The organism is Mycolicibacterium frederiksbergense (assembly GCF_012223425.1).
Classification (GTDB): Bacteria; Actinomycetota; Actinomycetes; order Mycobacteriales; family Mycobacteriaceae; genus Mycobacterium; species Mycobacterium frederiksbergense.
In genome coordinates this window covers 5,957,659-5,979,871 of the sequence record NZ_CP038799.1, presented here as the reverse complement: position 1 = coordinate 5,979,871, position 22,213 = coordinate 5,957,659, and the positions used below count along the sequence as shown (strand labels likewise).

The window sequence follows — 22,213 nt, the reverse complement described above, 5'->3', positions numbered from 1 at the left end:
CGCGTCGTGTTCGGCGGAATCAGGGCTCGACGTGGATGCCCTGTGCGGCCATCGCGGCACCCACGATCCCGGCGCTGTTGAGCAGGGCGGCGGGCACCACCGGGACGCGGTTCTTGAGCATCGGGATCCAGCGGTCGGCCTTGCGGCTGATGCCGCCGCCGGCGATGAACAGGTCCGGCCAGATCGCGTTCTCGACCGCTACCAGCACTTTGGTGACCTCTTCGGTCCAGCGCTGGTAGTTCCATTCCTTGCGTTCCTTCACCGAGGATGCGGCCCGGTGCTCGGCTTCCTTGCCGCCCACCTCGAGGTGGCCGAACTCGGTGTTGGGCAGCAGCACGCCGTTGTGGATGACGGCCGAGCCGATACCGGTGCCGAATGTGAGCAGCACGATCACACCGGTGTTGTCCTTGCCCGCGCCGTAGTGCTCCTCGGCCAGGCCGGCGGCGTCGGCGTCGTTGAGCACCGTGACGTGCTGCCCGCCGAGTTCGGCGCTGATGACCGCGGCCGCGTCGGTGCCGATCCAATCCTTGTCCACGTTGGCCGCGGTGCGCACGATGCCGTTGGTCACCACGCCCGGGTAGGTCACGCCGAGTTTGCCGGTCCAACCGAACTCGCGGACCACGGTGGCGACGGTGGTGGCCACCGCGGCCGGGGTGGCCGGTTGCGGGGTGGCGAGTTTGAACCGCTCTCCGACCAGTTCGCCGGTGTCCAGGTCGACGATGCCGCCCTTGATTCCGCTGCCGCCGACGTCGACGCCGAATCCGGTGTTGGTCGATTCGGTCACTGGCACGCTCCTAAGCAGGCGGCGGACAAGGTAATTCGCCACCACAATAGAGGCTTGTGGTGCGATGTAGCCATGCCCGATGACAACGATCCCCGGACGCTGCGCGCCGTGGCGGGGCAACTGGCCACGGAGGCGGCGACTTTCGTGCGGACCAGACGGCCCGAGGTGTTCGGCACAGTGTCCGAGAGCGGTGCCGTCCAGACCGGTTCGATCCAGACGAAGAGCAGTCCGACCGATCCGGTGACCGTGGTGGACACCGAGACCGAGCGGCTGTTGCGCGAGCGGCTCGCCCAACGCCGGCCCGATGACCATGTCCTCGGCGAGGAGGAGGGCGGCTCGGCGGTGGCCGCGCCCGGCGTGCCGGTCTGGGTGATCGACCCGATCGACGGGACCGTCAACTTCGTCTACGGCATCGAGGCGTATGCGGTGTCGGTCGGCGTGCAGATCGACGGCGTGTCGGTGGCCGGTGCGGTGGTCAATGTGGCGACCGGCGAGCTGTATTCGGCCGCGGTCGGGCACGGCGCCACCGTGACCCGCGACGGCGTGTCAACCGCTTTGCGGTGCAACGCCATCGATGACCTGTCGCTGGCGCTGCTGGGTACCGGTTTCTCCTATGACGCCGGACAGCGCCGGCGGCAGGCCGCGGTGTTGGCGGCACTGCTGCCGGGCGTGCGCGATGTCCGCCGGATCGGATCGTGTGCGCTGGATCTGTGCATGGTGGCCTCCGGTCGCCTCGACGCCTATTTCGAGGACGGCGTGCACGTGTGGGACTGGGCGGCGGGGGCGGTGATCGCCGCCGAGGCCGGTGCCGTGCTGCGCTTACCGGCGTTGACGGGTGATGCGCAGGACGTGTTGGTGGCCGCCGCGCCGGGCGTGGCGGCCGCACTCGACGAGGCCCTGGCGCAGGTCAGGTAGGTCAGCAGGTTGCGCTGTGGATCTTGGTCAGCAGCGACGCATCTGCGGGCGCGGTGGCGTCCGGGCGCAGTCCCGCCAGCATGGCGTCGATATCGTCGCTGCGGCTGAACTCACTGAACTCGGTACCCACGGCGAGATCCACCGTGTCATCGGAGCGGCCGTCCAGGAAGAGTTCGGTGCACGGCGCGACCAGCCACACGGCGGCCGCCGCGGCGCGCCCGGTTTCGCCGAACCGGATCTGGCCCTGGCATTCGAGCCGGCTGTCGGCGTACACCGCGTCGTTGGCCGCGGTGGGCTGGGCGAAGCCGAGGTCGCGCAGCGCGCCGGACACCTCGGCCGCCTGCCCGCCCTGGCCGCTGGCATTGAGTACCTGGACCTTGGTGTCGGCCAGCCGGGCCGGCATCACCTCGGCCATCTCGGTCGGGGACACCTGCTCGCCGAGTACGGGCTGGCTGGCGTCGCCGGTGGGTGGAGGTGGTGCGTTGCACGCGACGGCCTGAGTCGCTTCGGTGGACTGATTGAGCGCGATCACCCACACCACGCCGGTCACCAAGGCGAGCGCCAGGAACAGGCACAGCACGGGTACATGGTTGCGGCGGCGGAACGGACGACCGTGTTTGTCGAACGCCGTGCCCTCGGTGATGGATGCGACCACCCCTGCACCTTAAGGCCATGCCAGGGCATGCATTCCTACCAGGGGTTTTGCCGTGTGATATAAATCACAGTCAATCTGCGTCGATTCCGGGCACGAATCATTTGGTGTAGGCGTTCGACGCTGGTACAAAGCACTGCTGCAAGGGTGCTGCAAACGGTACCGGAGGGGATGAATATGGCTACCGACTACGACGCTCCACGGCGAACCGAGACAGACGATGTGTCCGAGGATTCGCTGGAAGAGCTCAAAGCGCGACGAAACGAGGCCCAATCGGCCGTTGTGGACGTCGATGAATCAGAGTCCGCGGAGTCGTTCGAACTTCCGGGTGCCGATCTGTCCGGTGAGGAGCTGTCCGTTCGGGTCGTCCCGAAGCAGGCCGACGAGTTCACCTGCTCAAGCTGTTTTTTGGTGCATCACCGCAGCCGGCTGGCCAGTGAGAAGAACGGTCTGTTCGTCTGCACGGACTGCGCGGCGTGATCGCAGCGGTCAGCTGCGCAGCGCGGCCAGCACCCGGTCGGGATGTCGGCAGCTGACCAACCAGTACGGGGTGGGGTCGTCCGGATCGTCGAGCACGATGAGGACCATCGGGCCGACCCACGCCCGGTGCAAGACGTAGGCCGCGGGGTCGAGTTGGCGGCCCAGGGCCGCCGACTTGGCCGACCTGGGCACTTCGGCGGACCGCGAGATGACGCTCACCGGCAGATGTGCCGGGCCCGCCCACAACTCGACAGCGCCACCGGGCCCGTCCCCGTTCTGGACGACCTTGATCTCCATCCGGCCCGCCCACATCAGGGCGGCCGCGGCGACCGGCAACAGCACCGCATAGGGCGCCCAGCCCGGCAGGCCCTGCACGCCCATGTTCACTTCGGCGGCGATGAGGGCGGCAAGCCCCAATCCGGGCAACCAGAACCACCACGGCAGCCGCAGGCGCTCGCGGTAGCGCACGGTTTGGGTGATGGCGCGCGTGTCTGACACGTACCCAAGAGTAATCTCATCGGCCGTGCCCACTTCTCTGGCGGTCGTGCGATTGGATCGCGACCTCCCCATGCCCAGCCGGGCCCATGACGGCGACGCCGGCGTCGACCTGTTCAGCGCCGTCGATGTCGAACTGGCGCCCGGCCACCGGTCGCTGGTACCGACCGGGATCGCCGTCGCCATCCCGCACGGGATGGTCGGATTGATCCATCCGCGGTCGGGATTGGCCACCCGCGTGGGTCTTTCGATCGTCAATACGCCCGGCACCGTCGACGCCGGTTACCGTGGCGAGATCAAGGTGACACTGATAAATCTCGACCCGCAGGAGCCGATCGTGGTGCGGCGCGGAGATCGCATCGCCCAACTGCTGGTGCAGCGGGTGGAACTGCCGGAACTCGTCGAGGTGACATCGTTCGACGAGGCCGGGCTGGCCGAGACGACCCGCGGCGCGGGTGGGCACGGTTCATCCGGCGGACATTCGAGTTTGTGAAAGAGGGCGACAACGTGACTGACGAAGCCGAAGACTTCGACGGGCCGTTCGATATCGAGGATTTCGACGACCCGGAGTCGGCGAAACATGCGCGGCTGGATCTCGGGTCCGTTCTGGTCCCGATGCCCGCGGCGGGCCAGGTGCAGGTGGAACTGACCGACCAGGGGGTGCCCAGTTCGGTGTGGGTGGTGACCCCCAACGGCCGGTTCACCGTCGCGGCCTACGCGGCCCCGAAATCGGCCGGCCTGTGGCGTGAGGTGGCCGCGGAGTTGGCCGATTCGCTGCGCAAGGACAATGCGAAGGTCCGGGTCGAGGACGGCCCGTGGGGCCGTGAGGTGGTCGGAGCCAGCACCTCGGCGCCGGAGGGGCAGCAGCCCGGGGTGGTCCGCTTCATCGGCGTGGACGGCTACCGCTGGATGATCCGGTGTGTCGTCAACGGGTTGCCCGAGAATGCCGATGCGTTGGCCGCGGAGGCGCGGGAAGCGTTGGCCGACACTGTAGTTCGCCGTGGTGACACGCCGCTGCCGGTGCGCACGCCACTGACGGTGCAGTTGCCCGAGGCGATGGCCGCCCAGCTGCGCGCCGCCGCCGAGCAGGCGCAGGCCCAGGCGCAGGCTCAGGGCCAGCTGCCGCCGGAGCCGGCGGCACGGCGCAGCGCCGAGGGTTCGGCGATGCAGCAGATGCGCAGCACCATCACCGGCGGCTAGTTCTCCAGCAGGGCCGCGACACAGGCCGCGCCCAGCCGGGCGGGGTCGGCGCCCATCTCCTCGAGCGTCAGCGTGTGCAGCACCGCGTGCTGGGCCGCTGCCGCCCACTCGACCGCGACATCGGCGGGGTGCACGGGATCGTCCACGGCGGCCGCCAGGCCCATCGGCACCGTCAGCGCCCGCAGTTCCTCGACCGTCGGTGCCACATAGGCGGCCGCCTCGGCCATGGCATCGGGCAGCGCGGGCCACTGGGCCAGCCAGGACCGGGTCAACTCGGCGGCCAGCCACGGCGGGCTGCCGGCCTGCATCGCGGTGATGGTGGCCGCCAGCCCTTCCTCGCGCAGCTGCTGGGCCGAATGGCGGGCGGTCAGCGCGGCGGGCGCGTCACCGGGCGCACCGGACCAGGCGGGCAGCGCCGCCAGCACTGCCACGGCCTTGCTGGGATGCTTCAGCGCCCACGCGGTCGCCACCGCGGCGCCGATGGACACCCCGCCGACGGCGATCGGCGCCCCGCTGCGCGCGGCCTCGTCCAGGGCGGCCAGGTATCCGGCGATCAGCCTGGACGGTTCGGGCGCAGGTGTGACGACAATCGCACCGATGTCGTGCAACGCCGCGGAAAAGGCCCGGTAGACGTAGTCGTCATCGGAGCCGGTCCCGGCCAGCAGAACCGTTGTCACACCACGCAAGTTGACGGCCATCACACGATGGTGACAGTTCGGCAGCGTTGCCCGCGCGCGACGTGGCGAATCGGAACCAACAGGTCTACGGTGGCGTTGGTCAGGTAGTGGATCCACGACGGATTCGCGGCAGGGAGAGGTCATGGCTACGGCCGAAGGGTATCTGCGTCGGCTCACCCGCCGACTGACGGAAGACCCCGAGCAAGTCGACGTCGATCAGCTCAGCGATGAGGCCGCCGGCACCGGCGCGCAAAAGGCCATCGACTGTCAGCGCGGCCAGGAAGTCACCATGGTCGGCACGCTGCGCAGCGTCGAGTGCAACGGCAAGGGTTGCGCCGGTGGCGTCAAGGCCGAATTGTTCGACGGCACCGATTCGGTCACCCTGGTGTGGCTGGGACAGCGCCGCATCGCGGGTATCGAGTCCGGTCTGACGTTGCGCGTGCACGGCCGCCTGGGCCAGCTCGACAACGGCACCAAGGCCATTTACAACCCGCTCTACGAGATTCAGAAGTGACGGAGCAGAACTCCGAGCATTCCACCGCCGACGCTGCCGCCGAGGAGCCGCCCAAGAAGGGCGCCCAGGCCGTTCTGGAGCAGATGGGCGGCGTCAGTGGCCTGATCTACTCGTCGCTTCCGGTGTTGGTGTTCGTGCCGGTGTCCACCAATTTCGGTTTGATGCCCGCGATCTTCGCCGCCCTCGGGGTGGCGGCGCTCGTGCTGGTCTGGCGGCTGATCCGCAAGGAGTCGCTGCAGCCGGCCGTGTCCGGATTCATGGGCGTCGGCATCAGTGCGCTCATCGCCTACCTGGTCGGCGAGTCCAAAGGCTATTTCCTGCTTGGCATCTGGTCGTCGCTGGTGTGGGCGTCGGTGTTCGCGCTCTCGGTGCTGATCCGGCGACCGGTGGTCGGCTACATCTGGGGCTGGGTCAACAACCACGACCGCGACTGGCGGAAGGTGCGCCGGGCGGTTCTCGCCTTCGATATCGCGACGCTGACCTGGGTGGCGGTGTTCGCATCCCGTTTCCTGGTCCAGCACTACCTCTATGACGCCGACGAGACCGGTCTGCTCGGGGTTGCCCGGATCGCCATGGGCTGGCCGTTGACCGGGGTGGCGGCCGTCATCACCTACTTCGCCATCAAGGTCGCTCAGCGGGCACTACACGCCCACGAGCCCGCTCAGCGCGCCTGAGGGTGCAGTAGCAGCTCGCGTAGTTCGTCCTCGGCGTCGGCGGTGGCCACGAACACCAACTCGTCGCCACCCTCCAACGGTTCGTCGCCCTCCGGCACGATCACCCGCGGGCCGCGCAGAATCGTCACCAGGGACGCGTCACGCGGCAGATTGAGCCGCTTCACGGCCTTGCCGCCCCACGGGGTGTCATCGGGCAGGGTGATCTCGACCAGATTGGCCTGGCCCTTACGGAAGCTCAGCAGCCGCACCAGGTCACCCACCGCGACGGCCTCCTCGACCAGCGAGGCCAGCATGCGCGGTGTGGACACCGCCACGTCGACGCCCCAGTTCTCGTCGAAGAGCCACTCGTTGCGCGGGTCGTTGACCCGTGCGACCACCCGGGCCACCGCGAACTCGGTTTTGGCCAGCAGGCTGAGCACCACGTTGGCCTTGTCGTCGCCGGTGGCGGCGATCACCACGTCGAACTCCTGTAACCGCACCGATTCCAGCAGGCTGAGCTCGCAGGCATCGCCGAGGCGCCAGTGCGCTGCCGGGATGTCGTCGACGTCGATGTGTAGGGGATCGCGTTCCAGCAGCGTGACGTCGTGGCTTGCGACGAGTTCACGGGCGATGGAACGGCCCACTGCGCCGGCTCCGGCGATGGCGACTTTCATCAGCGATCGTTGTCCTCGCTCGGCGGCAGGGCCGACATCGCCAGTGCCTCGCCGATGTGCCCGGAGATGGCGGCGAGGAACACGTGGTCACCGGCCTGGATGACGGTCTTGGTGTCGGGCAGCAGTCCGGTGCCCAGGCGCAGCATGAACGCGACGCGGCCGCCGGTGGCGGCTTCCAGTTCGGTCACCGCGTGGCCGGCCCAGTCCTCGTGCAGCGGCAGTTCGGCCACGCCGACGTTGCCGGACGGATCTCGCCACTTGGTGGTCTCGGATTCCCGGGTGAGCACGTTGAGCAGGCGGTCGGTGGTCCACGGCACGGTGGCCACGGTGGGGATGCCGAGGCGCTCGTAGACGGCGGCGCGTTTGGCGTCGTAGATACGGGCGACGACGCGTTCCACGCCGAAGGTCTCCCGCGCCACGCGCGCGGAGATGATGTTCGAGTTGTCACCCGAGGACACCGCGGCGAAGGCCCCGGCGTCCTGAATCCCGGCGCGCAGCAGCACATCCCGGTCGAAACCCATGCCGAGCACCCGTTCACCGGGGAACTCGGGGGACAACCGGTTGAACGCCGTCGCATCCCGGTCGATCACGGCCACCTCGTGGCCGATCCTGGCCAAGCCGTCCGCCAGCGATGCGCCGACCCGGCCGCACCCCATCACCACTACCCGCACCATCGGTCCTCTCTGGCCGCTGCCCAGGAATACCGCAACATCGAACACGCCATTGCACCAGCGCACCCGGAACGCTACAGCCAAACCCGGGTGCGCTTACTCTTGGCACTCGTGTCCAAGCTATCGACCGCCACGCGCAGGCTGGTCCTGGGGAGACCATTCCGCAGCGACAAGCTGGGCCACACGCTTCTGCCGAAGCGGATAGCGCTGCCGGTCTTCGCCTCCGATGCCTTGTCGTCCACCGCCTATGCACCCGAGGAGATCTTCCTGGTGCTCTCGGTGGCCGGACTGTCGGCGTACTCGTTCGCGCCGTGGGTCGGCCTGGCGGTGGCCGCCGTCATGCTGATCGTGATCGCCAGCTACCGCCAGAACGTGCACGCCTACCCGTCGGGCGGCGGCGACTACGAGGTGGTGACCACCAATCTGGGGCACACGCCGGGCCTGACGGTGGCCAGTGCGCTGCTGGTGGACTACGTGCTGACCGTGGCGGTGTCGATGTCCTCGGCGATGGCCAACATCGGCTCTGCGGTGCCGTTCATCAATCAGCACAAGGTGCTCTTCGCAGTGGCGGCGATCCTGCTGCTGGCCGCACTGAACCTGCGCGGGATCCGGGAGTCGGGCACCGCCTTCGCCATCCCGACCTACGCCTTCATGTTCGGCATGATCACCATGCTGGGCTGGGGGTTCTTCCAGATCTTCGTGCTGGACCACGATCTCAAAGCCGAATCCGCGGATTTCGAGATGCATTCCGAACACGGCGAGATCCTCGGTTTCGCCCTGGTGTTCCTGGTGGCGCGGGCCTTTTCCTCAGGTTCGGCGGCCCTGACGGGCGTGGAGGCCATCAGCAACGGCGTCCCGGCCTTCCGGAAACCCAAGTCGCGCAACGCGGCGACCACGCTGCTGCTGCTCGGTGTGATCGCGACCACGCTGTTCATGGGGATCATCCTGCTGGCCAAGGAAACCGGCGTGAAGATGGCCGAACGGCCGGAGGAGCAGCTGGTCGGCGCTCCGGAGGGCTACCACCAGAAGACCCTCATCGCTCAGTTGGCCGATGCCGTGTTCCATGACTTCCCGGTGGGTCTGTTCCTCATCGCTCTGGTCACCGCGCTGATCCTGGTGCTGGCGGCCAACACCGCGTTCAACGGTTTCCCGGTGCTGGGATCGATTCTGGCCCAGGACCGCTATCTACCGCGGCAGCTGCACACCCGCGGCGACCGGTTGGCGTTCTCCAACGGCATCCTGTTTCTGGCGTTCGCCGCCGTCGCCTTCGTGGTCGCATTCCAGGCCGAGACCACCGCGCTGATCCAGCTCTACATCGTCGGGGTGTTCGTGTCGTTCACCCTCAGCCAGCTCGGCATGGTGCGGCACTGGACCCGCTTCCTGAAGATCGAGACCGACCCTGCGACACGGCGCAAGATGATGCGATCGCGGGCGATCAACGCGGTCGGGTGCATGTGTACCGGCTCGGTCTTGCTGGTGGTGGTGGTCACGAAGTTCCTCGCGGGTGCCTGGATCGCGATCCTGGCGATGGCGGTGCTGTTCGTGATCATGAAGCTCATCCGCAGGCACTACGACACGGTGGCCCGCGAGCTGGAAGAGCAGGAAGCCGAGCTGGAGGACATCGTGCTGCCCAGCCGTAACCACGCGGTGGTGCTGGTGTCCAAACTGCATCTGCCGACCCGCCGGGCCCTGGCCTACGCGCGGGCCACCCGCCCGGACGTGTTGGAGGCGATCACGGTCAGCGTCGACGACGCCGAGACCCGCGAGCTCGTGCACACCTGGGAGGAAAGCGATGTCAGCACGCCGCTGAAGGTCATCGCCTCGCCGTACCGCGAGATCACCCGGCCGGTACTGGATTACGTGAAGCGGGTGGCCAAGGAATCGCCGCGTACCGTGGTCACGGTGTTCATCCCGGAATACGTGGTCGGCCATTGGTGGGAGCAGGTACTGCACAACCAGAGCGCGCTGCGGTTGAAGGGCAGACTGCTCTTCGAGCCGAACGTCATGGTGACGTCGGTACCCTGGCAGCTCAACTCGTCGGAGCGACTGAAGAAACTGCAGCCGCAGTCCGCGCCCGGCGATGCACGTAGAGGATTCCTTGATTGACCGCACCCGAGGCTGACCTGATCCTCACCACCGGTCCGGCCGCCAACGGCGGTAGTTGCGTGGCGCGACACGACGGCCGGGTGGTCTTCGTGCGCTACGCGCTGCCCGACGAGGTGGTGCGCGTGCGGGTGGTATCCGAACGCGGATCGTATTGGCATGCCGACGTTGTCGAGGTGATCGAGCCGTCACCGGACCGGGTGGATTCGCTGTGCACCATTGCCGGCCGCGACGGTGCCGGGTGCTGTGATCTGGCATTCGCCGAACCCGCCGCCGCGCGCCGCCTCAAGGGGGCGGTGGTCGCCAATCAGCTGGAGCGACTCGGCGGCCACGCATGGTCCGGGGTGGCCGAGGAAGTCGGCGACGGTGGGGCGACGGGCTGGCGCACCCGGGTACGCCTGGACGTGTCGGACGCCGGCCGCGCGGGCTTCCACCGCTACCACAGCGCCGAATTGGCCGATGATCTGAACTGTGCGCAGCTGCCCGACGGGATGCTCGACGGGCTGGATGGGCCGCGCTGGCCGCCGGGGGCGCAACTCCATGTGGCGCTCGATGATGCCGGGCGCCGGCATGTGGTGCAGGCCGGCCCGCGCAACGGCGGGCGCAAGGCGAGCACGCAGGTCGTCGAGGGTGATTATGAGGCGGTGCAGGAGATCGGCGGGCGGCAGTGGCGGATCCCGGTCACCGCGTTCTGGCAGGCGCACCGCGACGCGCCCCGCGTCTACAGCTCACTGGTGAGTGAGGCGGCGCATCTGCAGCCTGGCATGACCGCATGGGATCTCTACGGCGGGGCAGGCGTTTTCGCTGCCGTGCTGGCCGACGCGGTGGGGCCGACCGGGCGGGTGCTCACCGTCGACACCTCACGCGGTGCGGCCCGGTCCGCGCGGACCGCACTTGCCGACCTGCCGCAGGTGTCGGTGGTGACGGATTCGGTGCGTCGCGCATTGTCGGCGGAGAAGGGTCGGGCCGACGTGGTGGTGCTGGACCCACCGCGTGCCGGCGCGGGCCGGGAGGTCATCGAGCAGCTGGCCGCATCCGAGGTACCGCGTATCATCCATATCGGTTGTGAGGCAGCATCATTCGCCCGTGACGTGGGGGAGTACCGGCGGCAGGGGTACACCGTGGAGCAGTTGCGGGTGTTCGATTCGTTCCCGCTCACCCACCACGTGGAATGTGTGGCGGTGCTCAACCGGTAATCAGGCCGCGCGGTTGACGGTGACGAGGTGTACGTCACGGGTCAGGATGCGCAGACCGCCGGCAATCGGTGGCGCGGTCGATCGGTAGGTGGCCCCGGTGGGGGTGGTGTGCTCGGCCACGTGCCTGCCACCCGGATCGAACAGGGTGCGGACCGTCCAGCCCGGCTGTTCCTTGACGTGATTGCAGCGCTCGCACGAGCCTCGACCGTTCAGGGCACTCGTTCGGCCGCCCCGCGCATGCGGCTCGGCGTGATCGATATGGCGAATCGGTGCATCGCAGTACGGGGTTCGGCAGGTGTGGTCGCGCAGCCGGATGAACTGTGCCAGACCGTTCGGGAACGCCCGGGCGCGAGAGTCCATCGCCACCAGCGCGCCGCTCTCCGGGGCGGCGTAGAGCCGGCGCAGCTCGACCCAGCCCTGTGCATCGATGGCATCGGTGATCATCCTGCGCGCCACCGCGGCCGGAATCGGTTCGTAGTCCTGGACGACTGCGCTGGCGTCGCTGTTGCCGAGGAGGACTTCGTCGGAGAGCACCATGTTCACCGTCATCGGCACCGGGACGTCGGCCGGGCGCCCGGTGACGCGCTCGACCAAGGTGTCGGCCATGGTCTGTCCGCGTGAACGCCCGTCGGGATTGGTGTCGGCGGCGTGTTTCAGGCTGGCGTAGCACGAGACTCCCTGCGCCATTGGTAGCAGCGCGGTCAGGTACAGCATGTTGTCCGGCGCCGGACGGGTGGTCACCGTGCGTTCCTCTGGCGCCTTGGCGGCCCGATCGACGACGGCGTGCGGATCGAGTTCGTAGGCGATTGCTTTGGCCTTCGCGGTGATCCGTTTGTTGCCCAATCCGTCGAGTGCGGCCGGATCGCCGCACATCCGATGATCGAGCCGACGGCGGTCCTCGACCGTCAGGCACGCCGACTCCCGCACGATGATGGTGGCCCGCCATTCCGAGAGCACTCCCGCCTCCAAAGCGGCCAGGGTACAGGGCATTTCATGGACCAATGCCTTGGCGAACCCGAGGTGTTGATCGCCCTTCGCGGTCGAATCCCGGCGCGCGAGCGCAATCTCCGAGGAGAGACCGCGTCCGCGCCGCTTGGCCGGCATGCCGGCCCGCGCTTCGAGCTGGCGGCGGACGGCGTCCCATTCAGCAGCGCATCGGGCTTGCTCGGCAGCGGCGACGGACTTGTGTCGTTCCAGGTCAGCGATACGATCCCGCAGCGCCGCCTCGCGGGCCTGCAGCTCGTCGGTCGCCGACTGTTCGAACATGTGTTCGATACTACACGACCCGGGCGGTGGTGTCGATGTGATGTCTCAGGACATCGGTGACAGTTCTGCATCAGGACATCGGTGACAGTTGATGTCTCAGGACATCGGTGACGGTTTCTCGTTCTTGGGGCGTGGACCGCGGGGGCGTCCGTTGCCGACGTACTTCACGCCCGGTGCGGGTCGGGTGTGTTCGATGAGGACTTCGCCGTCCAGGTCAGCCACGGTGATCTTCTCGCCGTCGATGACCACCAAGACCTGTTCGAAACCGCGCCCGCCATCGACTTGATAGCGAACTCCGGCGAGGACGAATGCGCCGGCGCTGGTCAGGGTTGCGACTTTGGTGCCGGCGGGGAGGTCGGTGGGCGCAGACCTGCGCGGTGTGGTGACCGCTGGAAGAACCGGCGCGTCGGGCCTGGGGCGCGGTGGGTCAGCTTTGGGGATTGCCTCCCAGGCCGTGCGCGGTGTGACGCGTCCTGGCAGCCCTTGGTGGGGACGTTCGGTGTTGTAGATGTCGTCGAACGCGTCGACCTGGGCCTGCAACTCGGCCAGCGTGCTGGCAAGCGGCTGCTTGTCGAGGTAGCGGAACAAGGTCTGATGGAAGCGTTCGTTCTTGCCCTGGGTGGTGGGCTTGTCGGGCTTGCCGGTGATCGCCTGAACCCCTAGTCGCGATAGGTGTTTGACGAGTCGGCCGAGGTAGCCACGCCGCGAGGGGTTGAGCGCAATTCCGTTGTCCGACAATAACCGTTGGGGAACACCACAGGCTGCCACGCCCTTGTCAAACACTGCGATGGCCGCTTCGGCGGTCTCTGTCCACGCCACATGGGAGGCCACCGCGTAGCGGGAGTGGTCGTCGATGAGTTGGAAGATCACACACGTGCGGCCACCGGTGAGCACGTACTGGGTGGCGTCGACTTGCCAGCACGCGTTCGGGGCCGGGTAGACGAACCGTCGCCATGCCGAGCGGGGCTTCTTCTTGGGCTCAAGACGAGCCACACCGGCCTCACGGAAGATCCGTGCCAACGCTGCGATGGAAGGGACCTGCGGCAGGCCCATCGCGTGCATTTTGTCGTACACGCTGATCGGTCCGTGGTCGCGGCCGGAAGCCTCCAGAGCGGCACGCACGGCCACGGCCTGCTGCCTAACCTCCTCAGTTAACTTCGACGGACTCGACTTCGGCCGCCGAGACTTGGGTTCGAGCACCTCGGCCTGCCCATCGGTCTTCGCGCGCTGACGTAACGCGTAGAACGACTTTCGGGAGATGCCGTGCTCGGCGCAGAACGTCGAGACCGCCCCACGCGGCGCGTCATCAGGCCACTGTGAGATCGCCAACCGGACACGAGGATCGATAGGTTCATTAACAGCCACCCCCGCAGCCTCGGCGCAGAAGTGTCACCACCAAGACCCCTCGAAGTGTCACCGATGTCCTGATGCAGAACTGTCACCGATGTCTTGAGACATGACAGGCGGTGGTGTCGATCAGTTCGGCGGAGCCGGCCGAACTGATCGACCGCGTGCCCGAAGCTGCCGACGGCCGTGGACTCGTTCCACACCGACACCCACGCACCGGTAACCTGACACCCGGTGTGCCGGGAAGTCTGGTCGGCGTTCGCGCCACGCTGACCAAGGGAGAATCGATGACCGAAGACCGCAATAGACTGTTGAGCCGCGGCTCGTGGCGGGAAACGCGCAGGGTCACCGAGATCCTGCGCAAGGAAACCGTCGGCGGCATCATTCTGCTGATCGCCGCCGCCGCCGCGATCGTCTGGGCCAACTCGCCTTGGGCGGAAAGCTATTTCGCGCTTCGGGACATGAAAGTCGGCGGCGAGCCCTTCGGGCTGCACCTGAACCTCAGCCTCGGCGCCTGGGCGGCCGACGCGTTGCTCGCCATTTTCTTCTTCGTCGTCGGCCTGGAACTCAAACGCGAGTTCGTCGCCGGTGATCTGCGGGACCCCGGGCGGGCCGCAATGCCCATCGCCGCCGCGGTCGGCGGCATGGTGGTGCCCGCGCTGATCTTCGTCGCGGTCGCTTCGCAGGGGGGAGAAGGCGCGCTCAAGGGGTGGGCCATCCCCACGGCGACCGATATCGCGTTCGCGGTGGCTGTGCTGGCCGTCATCTCCACCCATCTGCCGTCGGCGCTGCGGATGTTTCTGCTGACGTTGGCCGTGGTCGACGACCTGCTGGCCATCACCGTCATCGCCGTCTTCTATACCGACAGCCTCAACGTCGCCGCCCTGGGGCTTTCGCTGGTTCCGCTGGCCATCTTCGCGGTCTGCGTCCAGCGCGGCGTTCAGGCCTGGTGGATCCTGATCCCGCTGTCCATCGCGACGTGGGTGCTGATGCACGAGTCCGGCGTGCACGCCACCGTCGCCGGTGTGCTGCTCGGCTTCATGGTGCCGGTGCACCGCGCCGCGACACGCCGCGGCGTCGAGACCGATTCCGGCATGGCCGAGTATTTCGAGCACCGCTCGCGACCCATCTCGGCGGGAATCGCCATCCCGGTGTTCGCGTTCTTTGCCGCCGGGGTCAGCTTGGGCGGTTTCAGCGGCCTCGCCAGAGCCCTCACCGACCCCATCACGCTGGGCATCGTGCTCGGCCTGGTGCTCGGCAAGCCGATCGGCATCTTCCTCGTCACCTGGACGTTGTCCAAGCTGACGAGGGCCGAGCTGGATTCCTCGCTGCGCTGGGTCGACGTGTTGGGGGTGTCGATGCTCGCCGGTATCGGATTCACGGTGTCATTGCTGATCGGTGACCTCGCCTACGGGCTCGGTTCCGAACGTGACGAATTTGTGAAAGTCGGCGTGCTGGTCGGCTCCCTGCTTGCGGCATTGCTCGCCTCGGTACTCCTGGCCACCCGAAACGCCTCATATCGGCGTATCGAGCACGAGGAGACAATGGACGCCGATCAAGATGGAGTGCCCGACATCTACCAGCCTCGACAGGACTGATGGGTGTTGCGTGGCTAAACTGGCGGGATGCTTAAACAGATCCGCGGTCCCGCCGATCTGCAGCACCTGTCCCAGTCGCAGCTCGCTGAGCTGGCCGGTGAAATCCGTGAATTCCTGATTCACAAGGTCGCTGCAACCGGTGGGCATCTGGGCCCGAACCTCGGCGTCGTCGAGTTGACGCTGGCGCTGCACCGGGTCTTCGATTCGCCGCACGATCCGATCATCTTCGACACCGGGCACCAGTCCTATGTGCACAAGATCCTGACCGGACGCGCCGCCGACTTCGACCAGCTGCGGATGAAGGACGGATTGTCGGGTTACCCGGCGCGCGCCGAGAGCGAGCACGACTGGGTCGAGTCCAGCCATGCCAGCACGGCTCTGTCCTACGCCGACGGTCTGGCCAAGGCCTTCGAACTGTCCGGGCACCGCAATCGGCATGTCGTCGCCGTCGTCGGTGACGGCGCGCTGACCGGCGGTATGTGCTGGGAAGCGCTCAACAACATCGCCGCAGCAAAGCGGCCGGTGGTCATCGTCGTCAACGACAACGGCCGCAGCTACGCGCCCACCATCGGCGGGCTGGCCGATCACCTGGCGGCCCTGCAGCTGCAACCCGGCTACGAGAAGCTCCTGGAGAAGGGCCGCGACGTGGTTCGCGGTGTGCCCGTCATCGGGGAGATCTGCTATCAGTGCATGCACAGCGTGAAGGCGGGCCTGAAGGACGCGCTGCAGCCGCAGGCCATGTTCACCGATCTGGGCCTGAAGTACGTCGGTCCGATCGACGGCCACGATGAGCACGCTGTCGAAGCGGCCTTGCGGCACGCCCGCGGCTTCAACGCGCCGGTCATCGTGCATGTCGTCACGCGCAAGGGGATGGGCTACGCGCCCGCCGAGGCCGACGAAGCCGAGCAGATGCACGCCTGCGGCATCATCGACCCGATCACCGGCCAGGCGACCGCCGTGTCCGCCCCGGGCTGGACCGGCACCTTTTCCGACGAACTGATCAAGATCGCCAAGCGTCGCCGTGACATCGTCGCGATCACCGCGGCGATGGCCGGCCCGACGGGCCTGGCCGCTTTCGGCCAGCTGTATCCGGACCGCCTCTTCGACGTCGGTATCGCCGAGCAGCACGCGATGACCTCGGCCGCCGGACTGGCCATGGGTGGCATGCACCCGGTGGTGGCGATCTATTCGACGTTCCTCAACCGCGCCTTCGACCAGATGATGATGGACGTTGCGCTGCACAAGCTTCCGGTGACCATCGTGCTGGACCGCGCGGGTGTCACCGGTCCCGACGGCGCCAGCCACCACGGTGTCTGGGACCTCTCGATCCTGGGCATCGTGCCTGGCATGCGGGTCGCCGCACCCCGTGACTCCGCCTGTCTGCGTGAGGAACTCGGCGAGGCACTCGAGGTCAAGGACGGCCCGACGGCCATCCGGTTCCCGAGGGGTTCCGTTGGCGAAGACATCCCGGCGCTGGAGCGGCGCGACGGGGTCGACATCCTGGCCAAGCCGAGCGCCGGGTCCTCCGACGACGTGCTGCTGATCGCGGTCGGCTCGTTCGCCCGGATGGGCCTGGCGGTCGCGCAGCGTCTGCAGCAGCACGGCATCGGTGTGACCGTCGTCGATCCGCGCTGGGTACTGCCGGTGCCCGAGGCGCTGCACGCGCTGGCCTCCGCGCACAAGCTCGTGGTGACCCTGGAGGACAACGGTGTGCACGGCGGCATCGGGTCGTCGGTGTCCGCCGCACTGCGGGCCGCCGAAATCGATGTGCCATGCCGCGATGTCGGCGTGCCACAGGAATTCCAGACGCATGGCTCGCGCAATGAGGTGCTCACCGACGTCGGTCTGACCGATCAGCACATCGCGCGTCAGATCACCGGTTGGGTTGCGGCGCTGGGTTCCACGGTGGCCGAACACGTCGGCCAACGGTTCGACTAGGGCGTAGCGCCTTCGGGCTCATCGGGTTTCGGCGTCAGCGCCGCGGTCAGCACCGGCACTGTCAGCTCGCGCTGCCACGGCCGGGCCCTGGCCTGTGTCAGGAACTCCTCGACGGCCGACGCGATGTCCTCGACGGGCTGCCAGTCCCAGCACAGTCGCCGGACGGTGTCGGGTGTCAGCAGATTCTCGGTGGGAACCGAAACCCGCTGCGAGAGTTCGGACAAACCGCCGCGGGCGGCCTCCAGCCGTTCGGCGGCCTCCGGCTTGCGCCGGGCCCAGCGGGCCGGTGGGGGCGGTCCGGTGAGTGGTTCGGAACCCGTCGGCGGGTTCGGGTCCTGACGGGCCCTGGCCAAGGCGTCCAGCCAGACCTGTGCGCCGCGCCGTTGCCGGCTTCCACCGAAAACTGGTAGCGCGACGATCTTTTCGACCGTGTCGGGATCCACGGTGGCGGCGTTGACGATCGCCGCGTCGGGCAGGATCCGGCCGGGTGCGATATCGCGGCGCTGCGCGATCTGATCACGCGCGGTCCACAACTCGCGCACCGCGGCCAGCGCCCGGGGATCGCGCACCTTGTGGATGCCCGAGGTGCGGCGCCATCTGTCACGCCGGGTGACGGTGGGTTCAGCGGTCCGCAGGAACTCGAATTCTTGTGCGGCCCAATCTGATTTACCCTGCTCGTCGAGCGCGGCGGCGACCGCGGCGCGCAACTCCAGCAGCACCTCCACGTCGAGTGCCGCGTAGTTGAGCCAGTCCGCGGGCAACGGGCGCTTGGACCAGTCGGCGGCACCGTGACCCTTGACCAGACCCAACCCCAGCAGGCGACGCACCATCTCGGCGAGGTTCACCCGCTCGAATCCGGCCAGCCGGGCCCCCAATTCGGTGTCATAGAGGCTCGGCGGGGTCATCCCGAGTTCGGCCAGACATGGCAGGTCCTGGTCGGCGGCATGCAGCACCCACTCGTCGGTGGCCAGTACCTTCGCCAGCGGCGCCATCACCTGCAGCGGATCGCCGCCGTGGTTCACCGGATCGATCAGCACCGTGCCCGCGCCCGCCCGGCGGATCTGCACCAGGTAGGCCCGGTTGGAGTAGCGGAAACCCGAGGCGCGCTCGGCGTCTATCGCGAACGGGCCGGTGCCGCCGGCCAGCAGTTCGGCCGCCCGCACGATATCGCTGGGATAGCTGGCGAGCGGCGGCACGCCGTCGGCAGGGGCCAGCAGGGGAGTCGCTTCCGGTTCGGGTGTGTCCCCGGATTCTTCTTCGGGCTCGGTCATCAGGCGCGGGTGCGGGATCCCAAGCTGGTCACTCCGGCAGGCGGCAGACCGGCCGCGTGCTCGAGGACCTCGCAGAAGGCCTGCACGTGCGGGCCCAACTCCAGGTTGGTGGCCGTCCAGGAGGCGCGGAGCTCGAGTTGATGGGCACGTGGCGGGCCGGAGATGTCGCCGTAGCGCACCGACGTGGTGGCGGTGACCGTGCCGCCCAGGGCGGTGACGGCCTCGCCGTGCTCGGCAAGGGCGTCCACCAGCCAGCTCCAGGCAACTTCCGGCAGCAGCGGGTCGACGGCCTCGGTGGAGTCCAGGTCGGCCTGGATGTAGGCGACCAGGCGCATGGTGCCGTCCCAGGCCTCAGCGCCTTCGGGGTCGTGCAGCAGGATCAGCCGCCCGAAGGCATCGCCCTCGGAGCGTTCCGGCACGACCGGGGCATCGGGATGGCGCACTTCGGCGCCCAGCGCGTAGCTGTAGGGGGCCAGGCGTTGCGGCGGTCGGATCGGTCCCAGCTCGATTTCCGGCCGAACGGTGGCCGCATTCATGGCCGCAACCGCGGTGCGGAACTGAGCCGGTTCGGCGGACGTCACAGTGTGGGACGCTAGACCCATCTCGTCTCACCTGTGCGCAGGCGCGCCGATCTCTGGCCACATGGCACCATAGGGCTCGATGAACACCCGTCGTGACCTGCCAGAGTCGCCCTATCTCGCCGCTGCCGCCGGCCGCACCCCGAGCCGCACCCCGGTGTGGTTCATGCGCCAGGCCGGACGCTCGCTGCCCGAGTACCGCGCCCTTCGCGCCAACCACAAGATGCTCGATGCCTGCTTCGACCCCGAGTTGGTCTGCGAGATCACCCTGCAGCCGGTGCGCAGGCACGGGGTCGATGCGGCGATCCTGTTCTCCGACATCGTGGTGCCGCTGAAGGCCGCCGGTGTCGCGCTGGACATCGTGCCCGACGTCGGGCCGGTCATCGAGCAGCCGATCCGGTCCCGTGCCGATGTCGGCACCCTCAAGCCGCTGGAGCGCTCCCAGGTGGCGCCGGTGAGCGACGCGGTATCGCTGCTGGTCGCCGCGCTGGGCGAGGTGCCGCTGATCGGATTCGCCGGGGCCCCGTTCACGCTGGCGTCCTACCTCGTGGAGGGCGGCCCCAGCCGCAACCACGAGAAGACCAAGGCGATGATGTTCGGTGAGCCGGATACCTGGCATGCGCTGATGACCTCGCTGACCGACCTGACCATCGAGTTCCTGTCGGCACAACTGGATGCCGGCGTCGACGCCATCCAGTTGTTCGATTCGTGGGCCGGCACGCTCTCGCTGGCCGACTACCGCAGCCACGTGTTGCCACACAGCTCAAGGATTTTCGCGGCGCTGGCGGCCCGCGGCGTGCCGATGACGCATTTCGGGGTCGGCACCGCAGAGCTGCTCGGAGCGATGGGTGAGGCCGGGGCCACCGTGGTGGGTGTGGACTGGCGGACATCGCTGGAAGCCGCGGCCGGCAGGGTCCGGCCCGGTACGGCGCTGCAGGGCAACCTGGATCCGGTGGTGTTGCTGGCCGGCTGGCCGGTGGTGGAGCGTGCCGCCCGGGCAGTCGTCGAGGACGGCCGCGCGGCCATTGCTGCCGGCGCGTCCGGTCATGTCTTCAACCTCGGTCACGGTGTGCTGCCGCCCACCGACCCCGGGGTGGTGACCGAGCTCGTATCCCTGGTGCATTCATTGTGAGATCCACGTACTGCGTTGTCGGAGGCGGTATTTCGGGCCTCACCGCGGCCTACCGGCTGCGGGTCGCGGCCGGTCCGGACGCGTCGATAACGTTGTTCGACCCGGCCGACCGCCTCGGTGGGGTGCTGCGCACCGAGCAGGTCGGCGGGATGTCGATGGATGTCGGGGCCGAGGCGTTCATCACCCGCCGCCCCGAGGTGACCGCCCTGCTGGCCGAGCTGGGACTGTCGGGTAGACAGGTCGCCAGTGCCGGCGCCCGGCCGTTGATCTACAGCCAGGGACACCTGCATCAGCTGCCGGCGGGCACCCTGCAGGGCATCCCGGCGCAGGCCGAGTCGGTGGCCGGACTGGTCGACGCCGCCACCGTGGCCCAGATCGCCGACGAACCCCGCCGTGCCTTCAGTTGGCGCTCCGGCGCGGACCCGTCGGTCGGCGAGTTGGTCGGTGACCGGTTCGGCGCGCAGGTGGTCACCCGATCGGTCGAGCCGCTGCTGACCGGTGTGTACGCCGGGTCGGCCGCCACCATCGGGGTGCGTTCGGCGCTACCGACGCTGGCCGCCGCGCTGGACCGTGGCGCCCGCAGCCTCACCGAGGCCGTCCGCAACGCGCTGCCGCCCCCGCAACCCGGCCCGGTGTTCGGGGCCCTCGACGGCGGTTACCGGGTCCTGATCGACGAACTGGCCCGGCGGGCGGACCTGCGCTGGGCGCACGTCGGGATCGCACGGATGGAGCGCTCCGCGCACGGCTGGGAGCTGATCGACGACGAGGGCGGGCACTGGCCGGCCGATGCGGTGGTGCTCGCCGTGCCCGCGCCGCGGCTGGTCCGCCTCGTCGAGCACATCGCCCCGCGCAGCGCCGCGGCCGCCCGCCGCATCGGGGTGGCCTCGACCGCGCTGGTGGCGCTCGCGCTGCCGGGCGGCACCCCGTTGCCCGACCAGTCCGGGGTGCTCGTCGCCACCGGAGAACAGCTGCACACCAAGGCGATCACCCTCACGTCGCGCAAATGGGGCCGCCGCGGCAATGTGGAACTGGTTCGGCTGTCCTACGGACGGTTCGGGGACACGTTGGCGCGCAGCGTCGGCGATGACGAGCTGCTGAACTGGTCGCTGGAGGATCTGCAGAACGTGTTCTCCATCGCCGCCGACCCGGTGGACTACCGGGTGCAGCGCTGGATCGACGCGATGCCCCAGTACGGGCCCGGCCATGCGGATCTGGTGGCCGAGGTGCGGGCCGGTCTGCCGCCGAACCTGGCTGTCGCCGGTGGCTATCTGGACGGTATCGGGGTGCCCGCGTGTGTGGGCTCTGCCACCAGGGCGGCCGCGAAACTGGTGGCCTCCGGCGTGGCACGATAGGCCCATGGCCAAGCTCGATTACGACAAGCTCAACTCGATGACCCGGTACATGATGATCTCGGTCTTCGCCGTCCAGCCGGAGGCGCTCGACCAGGATCGCTCGTCGGTGATCGATGAGACCGCGACGTTCCTCAAGCAGCAGGAGGACAACGGCGTCGTCGTCCGCGGCCTGTACGACGTCACCGGTTTCCGGGCCGACGCCGACTTCATGATCTGGACGCACGCCGAGCGGGTCGAAGACCTGCAGGCCACCTACTCGACGTTTCGCCGGACCACCCTCGGCCTGGCCAGCGACCCGGTGTGGAGTGTGGTCGCGCTGCACCGCCCCGCCGAGTTCAACAAGAGCCACGTGCCGGCCTTCGTCGCCGGTGAGGATCCGGGTGACTACGTCTGCGTCTACCCGTTCGTGCGGTCACTGGACTGGTACCTGTTGCCCGATGACGAGCGCCGCAAGATGCTCGTCGATCACGGTATGGCGGGCCGCGAGTACCCGGATGTGCGGGCCAACACCGTGCCGGCCTTCGCGCTCGGTGACTACGAGTGGATCCTGGCCTTCGAGGGCCCCGATCTGGGCCGCATCGTCGAACTGATGTGGAAGCTCCGCTACACCGAGGCGCGCCGCCACGTGCGCGAGGAGACGCCGTTTTTCACCGGCCCGCGAGTGAGCGTCGAACAGCTGTTGATGAAGCTGCCGTAAATTTGGGGCACGGTGCCGAA

At 68.2% G+C, this 22,213-nt stretch carries 23 protein-coding genes; 13 read left to right on the top strand and 10 right to left on the bottom strand.

Translation table 11 applies throughout. From position 1 onward, the window contains the following. Positions 1-19: 19 nt before the first annotated feature. Positions 20-784: a polyphosphate--glucose phosphotransferase gene (gene ppgK, locus EXE63_RS31875; protein WP_210000170.1), complete on the bottom strand. Its 765-nt coding sequence runs from the start codon at positions 782-784 to the stop codon at positions 20-22. A gap of 72 nt (positions 785-856) precedes the next feature. Here ppgK and EXE63_RS31870 point away from each other — a divergent pair, with 72 nt between their 5' ends. After that, positions 857-1,699: an inositol monophosphatase family protein gene (locus EXE63_RS31870; RefSeq protein ID WP_168145272.1), complete on the top strand. Its 843-nt coding sequence runs from the start codon at positions 857-859 to the stop codon at positions 1,697-1,699. A gap of 1 nt (position 1,700) precedes the next feature. On the opposite strand, the gene cei is transcribed toward EXE63_RS31870, so the two are convergent. Continuing rightward, complete coding sequence (gene cei, locus EXE63_RS31865; RefSeq protein WP_168145271.1) at positions 1,701-2,354, bottom strand: envelope integrity protein Cei; 654 nt, start codon at positions 2,352-2,354, stop codon at positions 1,701-1,703. Between the two features lie 174 nt (positions 2,355-2,528). Between cei and EXE63_RS31860 the strand changes: the two genes are divergently transcribed. Then, positions 2,529-2,831, top strand: coding sequence for a DUF4193 domain-containing protein (locus EXE63_RS31860; protein WP_105364183.1), 303 nt, complete (start codon positions 2,529-2,531; stop codon positions 2,829-2,831). A 9-nt stretch (positions 2,832-2,840) separates the two neighbouring features. Here EXE63_RS31860 and EXE63_RS31855 read toward each other — a convergent pair whose 3' ends face one another. Continuing rightward, positions 2,841-3,329: a DUF3093 domain-containing protein gene (locus EXE63_RS31855; protein WP_168145270.1), complete on the bottom strand. Its 489-nt coding sequence runs from the start codon at positions 3,327-3,329 to the stop codon at positions 2,841-2,843. Positions 3,330-3,354: 25 nt separating this feature from the next. Between EXE63_RS31855 and dut the strand changes: the two genes are divergently transcribed. Both dut and EXE63_RS31845 read left to right on the top strand, forming a co-directional pair. Beyond that, positions 3,355-3,819 carry a dUTP diphosphatase gene (gene dut, locus EXE63_RS31850; RefSeq protein ID WP_168145269.1) on the top strand — a complete coding sequence of 155 codons (465 nt, stop codon included), beginning with the start codon at positions 3,355-3,357 and terminating at the stop codon, positions 3,817-3,819. Next, entirely contained in the window at positions 3,795-4,526 is a 732-nt protein-coding gene (locus EXE63_RS31845; RefSeq protein WP_168145889.1) for a DUF3710 domain-containing protein, read from the top strand. The genes dut and EXE63_RS31845 overlap by 25 nt, the downstream gene beginning before the upstream one ends. Here EXE63_RS31845 and EXE63_RS31840 read toward each other — a convergent pair. Then, positions 4,523-5,224 carry a serine aminopeptidase domain-containing protein gene (locus tag EXE63_RS31840; RefSeq protein ID WP_168145268.1) on the bottom strand — a complete coding sequence of 234 codons (702 nt, stop codon included), beginning with the start codon at positions 5,222-5,224 and terminating at the stop codon, positions 4,523-4,525. The two genes, EXE63_RS31845 and EXE63_RS31840, sit on opposite strands and share 4 nt — an antisense overlap. A gap of 121 nt (positions 5,225-5,345) precedes the next feature. Between EXE63_RS31840 and EXE63_RS31835 the strand changes: the two genes are divergently transcribed. Together EXE63_RS31835 and EXE63_RS31830 are read left to right on the top strand one after the other, a co-directional pair. Then, positions 5,346-5,717 carry an OB-fold nucleic acid binding domain-containing protein gene (locus tag EXE63_RS31835; RefSeq protein ID WP_168145267.1) on the top strand — a complete coding sequence of 124 codons (372 nt, stop codon included), beginning with the start codon at positions 5,346-5,348 and terminating at the stop codon, positions 5,715-5,717. Next, a complete protein-coding gene (locus EXE63_RS31830; RefSeq protein ID WP_436277734.1) occupies positions 5,714-6,391 on the top strand; it encodes a DUF3159 domain-containing protein in 678 nt (225 codons plus the stop codon). Before EXE63_RS31835 ends, EXE63_RS31830 begins: the two co-directional genes overlap by 4 nt. On the opposite strand, the gene EXE63_RS31825 is transcribed toward EXE63_RS31830, so the two are convergent. Together EXE63_RS31825 and EXE63_RS31820 are read right to left on the bottom strand one after the other, a co-directional pair. Continuing rightward, complete coding sequence (locus EXE63_RS31825; RefSeq protein ID WP_168145266.1) at positions 6,379-7,044, bottom strand: potassium channel family protein; 666 nt, start codon at positions 7,042-7,044, stop codon at positions 6,379-6,381. The genes EXE63_RS31830 and EXE63_RS31825 overlap by 13 nt on opposite strands. Then, on the bottom strand, positions 7,044-7,715 hold the full coding sequence (locus EXE63_RS31820) for a potassium channel family protein (RefSeq protein ID WP_210000953.1): 672 nt from the start codon (positions 7,713-7,715) through the stop codon (positions 7,044-7,046). Before EXE63_RS31820 ends, EXE63_RS31825 begins: the two co-directional genes overlap by 1 nt. A 111-nt stretch (positions 7,716-7,826) precedes the next feature. On the opposite strand from EXE63_RS31820, the gene EXE63_RS31815 reads away from it, so the two are divergent. Next, the gene (locus tag EXE63_RS31815; protein ID WP_168145265.1) at positions 7,827-9,821 is read left to right on the top strand and encodes an APC family permease; all 1,995 of its coding nucleotides are present in this window, start codon (positions 7,827-7,829) and stop codon (positions 9,819-9,821) included. Then, entirely contained in the window at positions 9,818-11,014 is a 1,197-nt protein-coding gene (locus EXE63_RS31810) for a class I SAM-dependent RNA methyltransferase (RefSeq protein ID WP_168145264.1), read from the top strand. Before EXE63_RS31815 ends, EXE63_RS31810 begins: the two co-directional genes overlap by 4 nt. Here the strand turns inward: EXE63_RS31810 and EXE63_RS31805 are convergent, their stop codons facing one another. Both EXE63_RS31805 and EXE63_RS31800 read right to left on the bottom strand, forming a co-directional pair. After that, on the bottom strand, positions 11,015-12,280 hold the full coding sequence (locus EXE63_RS31805; protein ID WP_168145263.1) for an HNH endonuclease: 1,266 nt from the start codon (positions 12,278-12,280) through the stop codon (positions 11,015-11,017). 96 nt (positions 12,281-12,376) lie between these two features. Then, positions 12,377-13,645: an integrase core domain-containing protein gene (locus tag EXE63_RS31800; protein WP_168145262.1), complete on the bottom strand. Its 1,269-nt coding sequence runs from the start codon at positions 13,643-13,645 to the stop codon at positions 12,377-12,379. Positions 13,646-13,914: 269 nt separating this feature from the next. Between EXE63_RS31800 and nhaA the strand changes: the two genes are divergently transcribed. Together nhaA and dxs are read left to right on the top strand one after the other, a co-directional pair. Further along, on the top strand, positions 13,915-15,225 hold the full coding sequence (nhaA, locus tag EXE63_RS31795; protein ID WP_168145261.1) for a Na+/H+ antiporter NhaA: 1,311 nt from the start codon (positions 13,915-13,917) through the stop codon (positions 15,223-15,225). A 27-nt stretch (positions 15,226-15,252) separates the two neighbouring features. Then, complete coding sequence (dxs, locus tag EXE63_RS31790; RefSeq protein WP_168145260.1) at positions 15,253-17,163, top strand: 1-deoxy-D-xylulose-5-phosphate synthase; 1,911 nt, start codon at positions 15,253-15,255, stop codon at positions 17,161-17,163. Here the strand turns inward: dxs and EXE63_RS31785 are convergent. Together EXE63_RS31785 and EXE63_RS31780 are read right to left on the bottom strand one after the other, a co-directional pair. After that, positions 17,160-18,434: an HRDC domain-containing protein gene (locus tag EXE63_RS31785; protein ID WP_168145259.1), complete on the bottom strand. Its 1,275-nt coding sequence runs from the start codon at positions 18,432-18,434 to the stop codon at positions 17,160-17,162. The genes dxs and EXE63_RS31785 overlap by 4 nt on opposite strands. Continuing rightward, positions 18,434-19,036, bottom strand: coding sequence for a DUF3000 domain-containing protein (locus EXE63_RS31780; protein WP_194166545.1), 603 nt, complete (start codon positions 19,034-19,036; stop codon positions 18,434-18,436). Before EXE63_RS31780 ends, EXE63_RS31785 begins: the two co-directional genes overlap by 1 nt. A 58-nt stretch (positions 19,037-19,094) precedes the next feature. Here EXE63_RS31780 and hemE point away from each other — a divergent pair, with 58 nt between their 5' ends. From hemE to hemQ, 3 genes are read left to right on the top strand one after another with little or no spacing between them, the layout of a single operon-like run. Next, complete coding sequence (hemE, locus tag EXE63_RS31775; protein ID WP_168145258.1) at positions 19,095-20,144, top strand: uroporphyrinogen decarboxylase; 1,050 nt, start codon at positions 19,095-19,097, stop codon at positions 20,142-20,144. Next, the gene (locus tag EXE63_RS31770) at positions 20,141-21,496 is read left to right on the top strand and encodes a protoporphyrinogen oxidase (protein ID WP_168145257.1); all 1,356 of its coding nucleotides are present in this window, start codon (positions 20,141-20,143) and stop codon (positions 21,494-21,496) included. Before hemE ends, EXE63_RS31770 begins: the two co-directional genes overlap by 4 nt. A gap of 4 nt (positions 21,497-21,500) precedes the next feature. Continuing rightward, positions 21,501-22,193, top strand: coding sequence for a hydrogen peroxide-dependent heme synthase (hemQ, locus tag EXE63_RS31765; protein WP_168145256.1), 693 nt, complete (start codon positions 21,501-21,503; stop codon positions 22,191-22,193). Positions 22,194-22,213 lie beyond the last annotated feature (20 nt).

Excerpts from the sequence above, each read along its gene's own strand:
- EXE63_RS31870 (WP_168145272.1), top strand. The coding sequence starts at position 857 with ATGCCCGATGACAACGATCCCCGGACGCTGCGCGCCGTGGCGGGGCAA.
- hemQ (WP_168145256.1), top strand. The coding sequence starts at position 21,501 with ATGGCCAAGCTCGATTACGACAAGCTCAACTCGATGACCCGGTACATG.
- EXE63_RS31785 (WP_168145259.1), bottom strand. The coding sequence starts at position 18,434 with ATGACCGAGCCCGAAGAAGAATCCGGGGACACACCCGAACCGGAAGCG.
- EXE63_RS31805 (WP_168145263.1), bottom strand. The coding sequence starts at position 12,280 with ATGTTCGAACAGTCGGCGACCGACGAGCTGCAGGCCCGCGAGGCGGCG.
- dxs (WP_168145260.1), top strand. The coding sequence starts at position 15,253 with ATGCTTAAACAGATCCGCGGTCCCGCCGATCTGCAGCACCTGTCCCAG.
- EXE63_RS31780 (WP_194166545.1), bottom strand. The coding sequence starts at position 19,036 with ATGGGTCTAGCGTCCCACACTGTGACGTCCGCCGAACCGGCTCAGTTC.
- nhaA (WP_168145261.1), top strand. The coding sequence starts at position 13,915 with ATGACCGAAGACCGCAATAGACTGTTGAGCCGCGGCTCGTGGCGGGAA.
- hemE (WP_168145258.1), top strand. The coding sequence starts at position 19,095 with ATGAACACCCGTCGTGACCTGCCAGAGTCGCCCTATCTCGCCGCTGCC.
- EXE63_RS31840 (WP_168145268.1), bottom strand. The coding sequence starts at position 5,224 with ATGGCCGTCAACTTGCGTGGTGTGACAACGGTTCTGCTGGCCGGGACC.
- EXE63_RS31825 (WP_168145266.1), bottom strand. The coding sequence starts at position 7,044 with ATGAAAGTCGCCATCGCCGGAGCCGGCGCAGTGGGCCGTTCCATCGCC.
- EXE63_RS31835 (WP_168145267.1), top strand. The coding sequence starts at position 5,346 with ATGGCTACGGCCGAAGGGTATCTGCGTCGGCTCACCCGCCGACTGACG.
- EXE63_RS31860 (WP_105364183.1), top strand. The coding sequence starts at position 2,529 with ATGGCTACCGACTACGACGCTCCACGGCGAACCGAGACAGACGATGTG.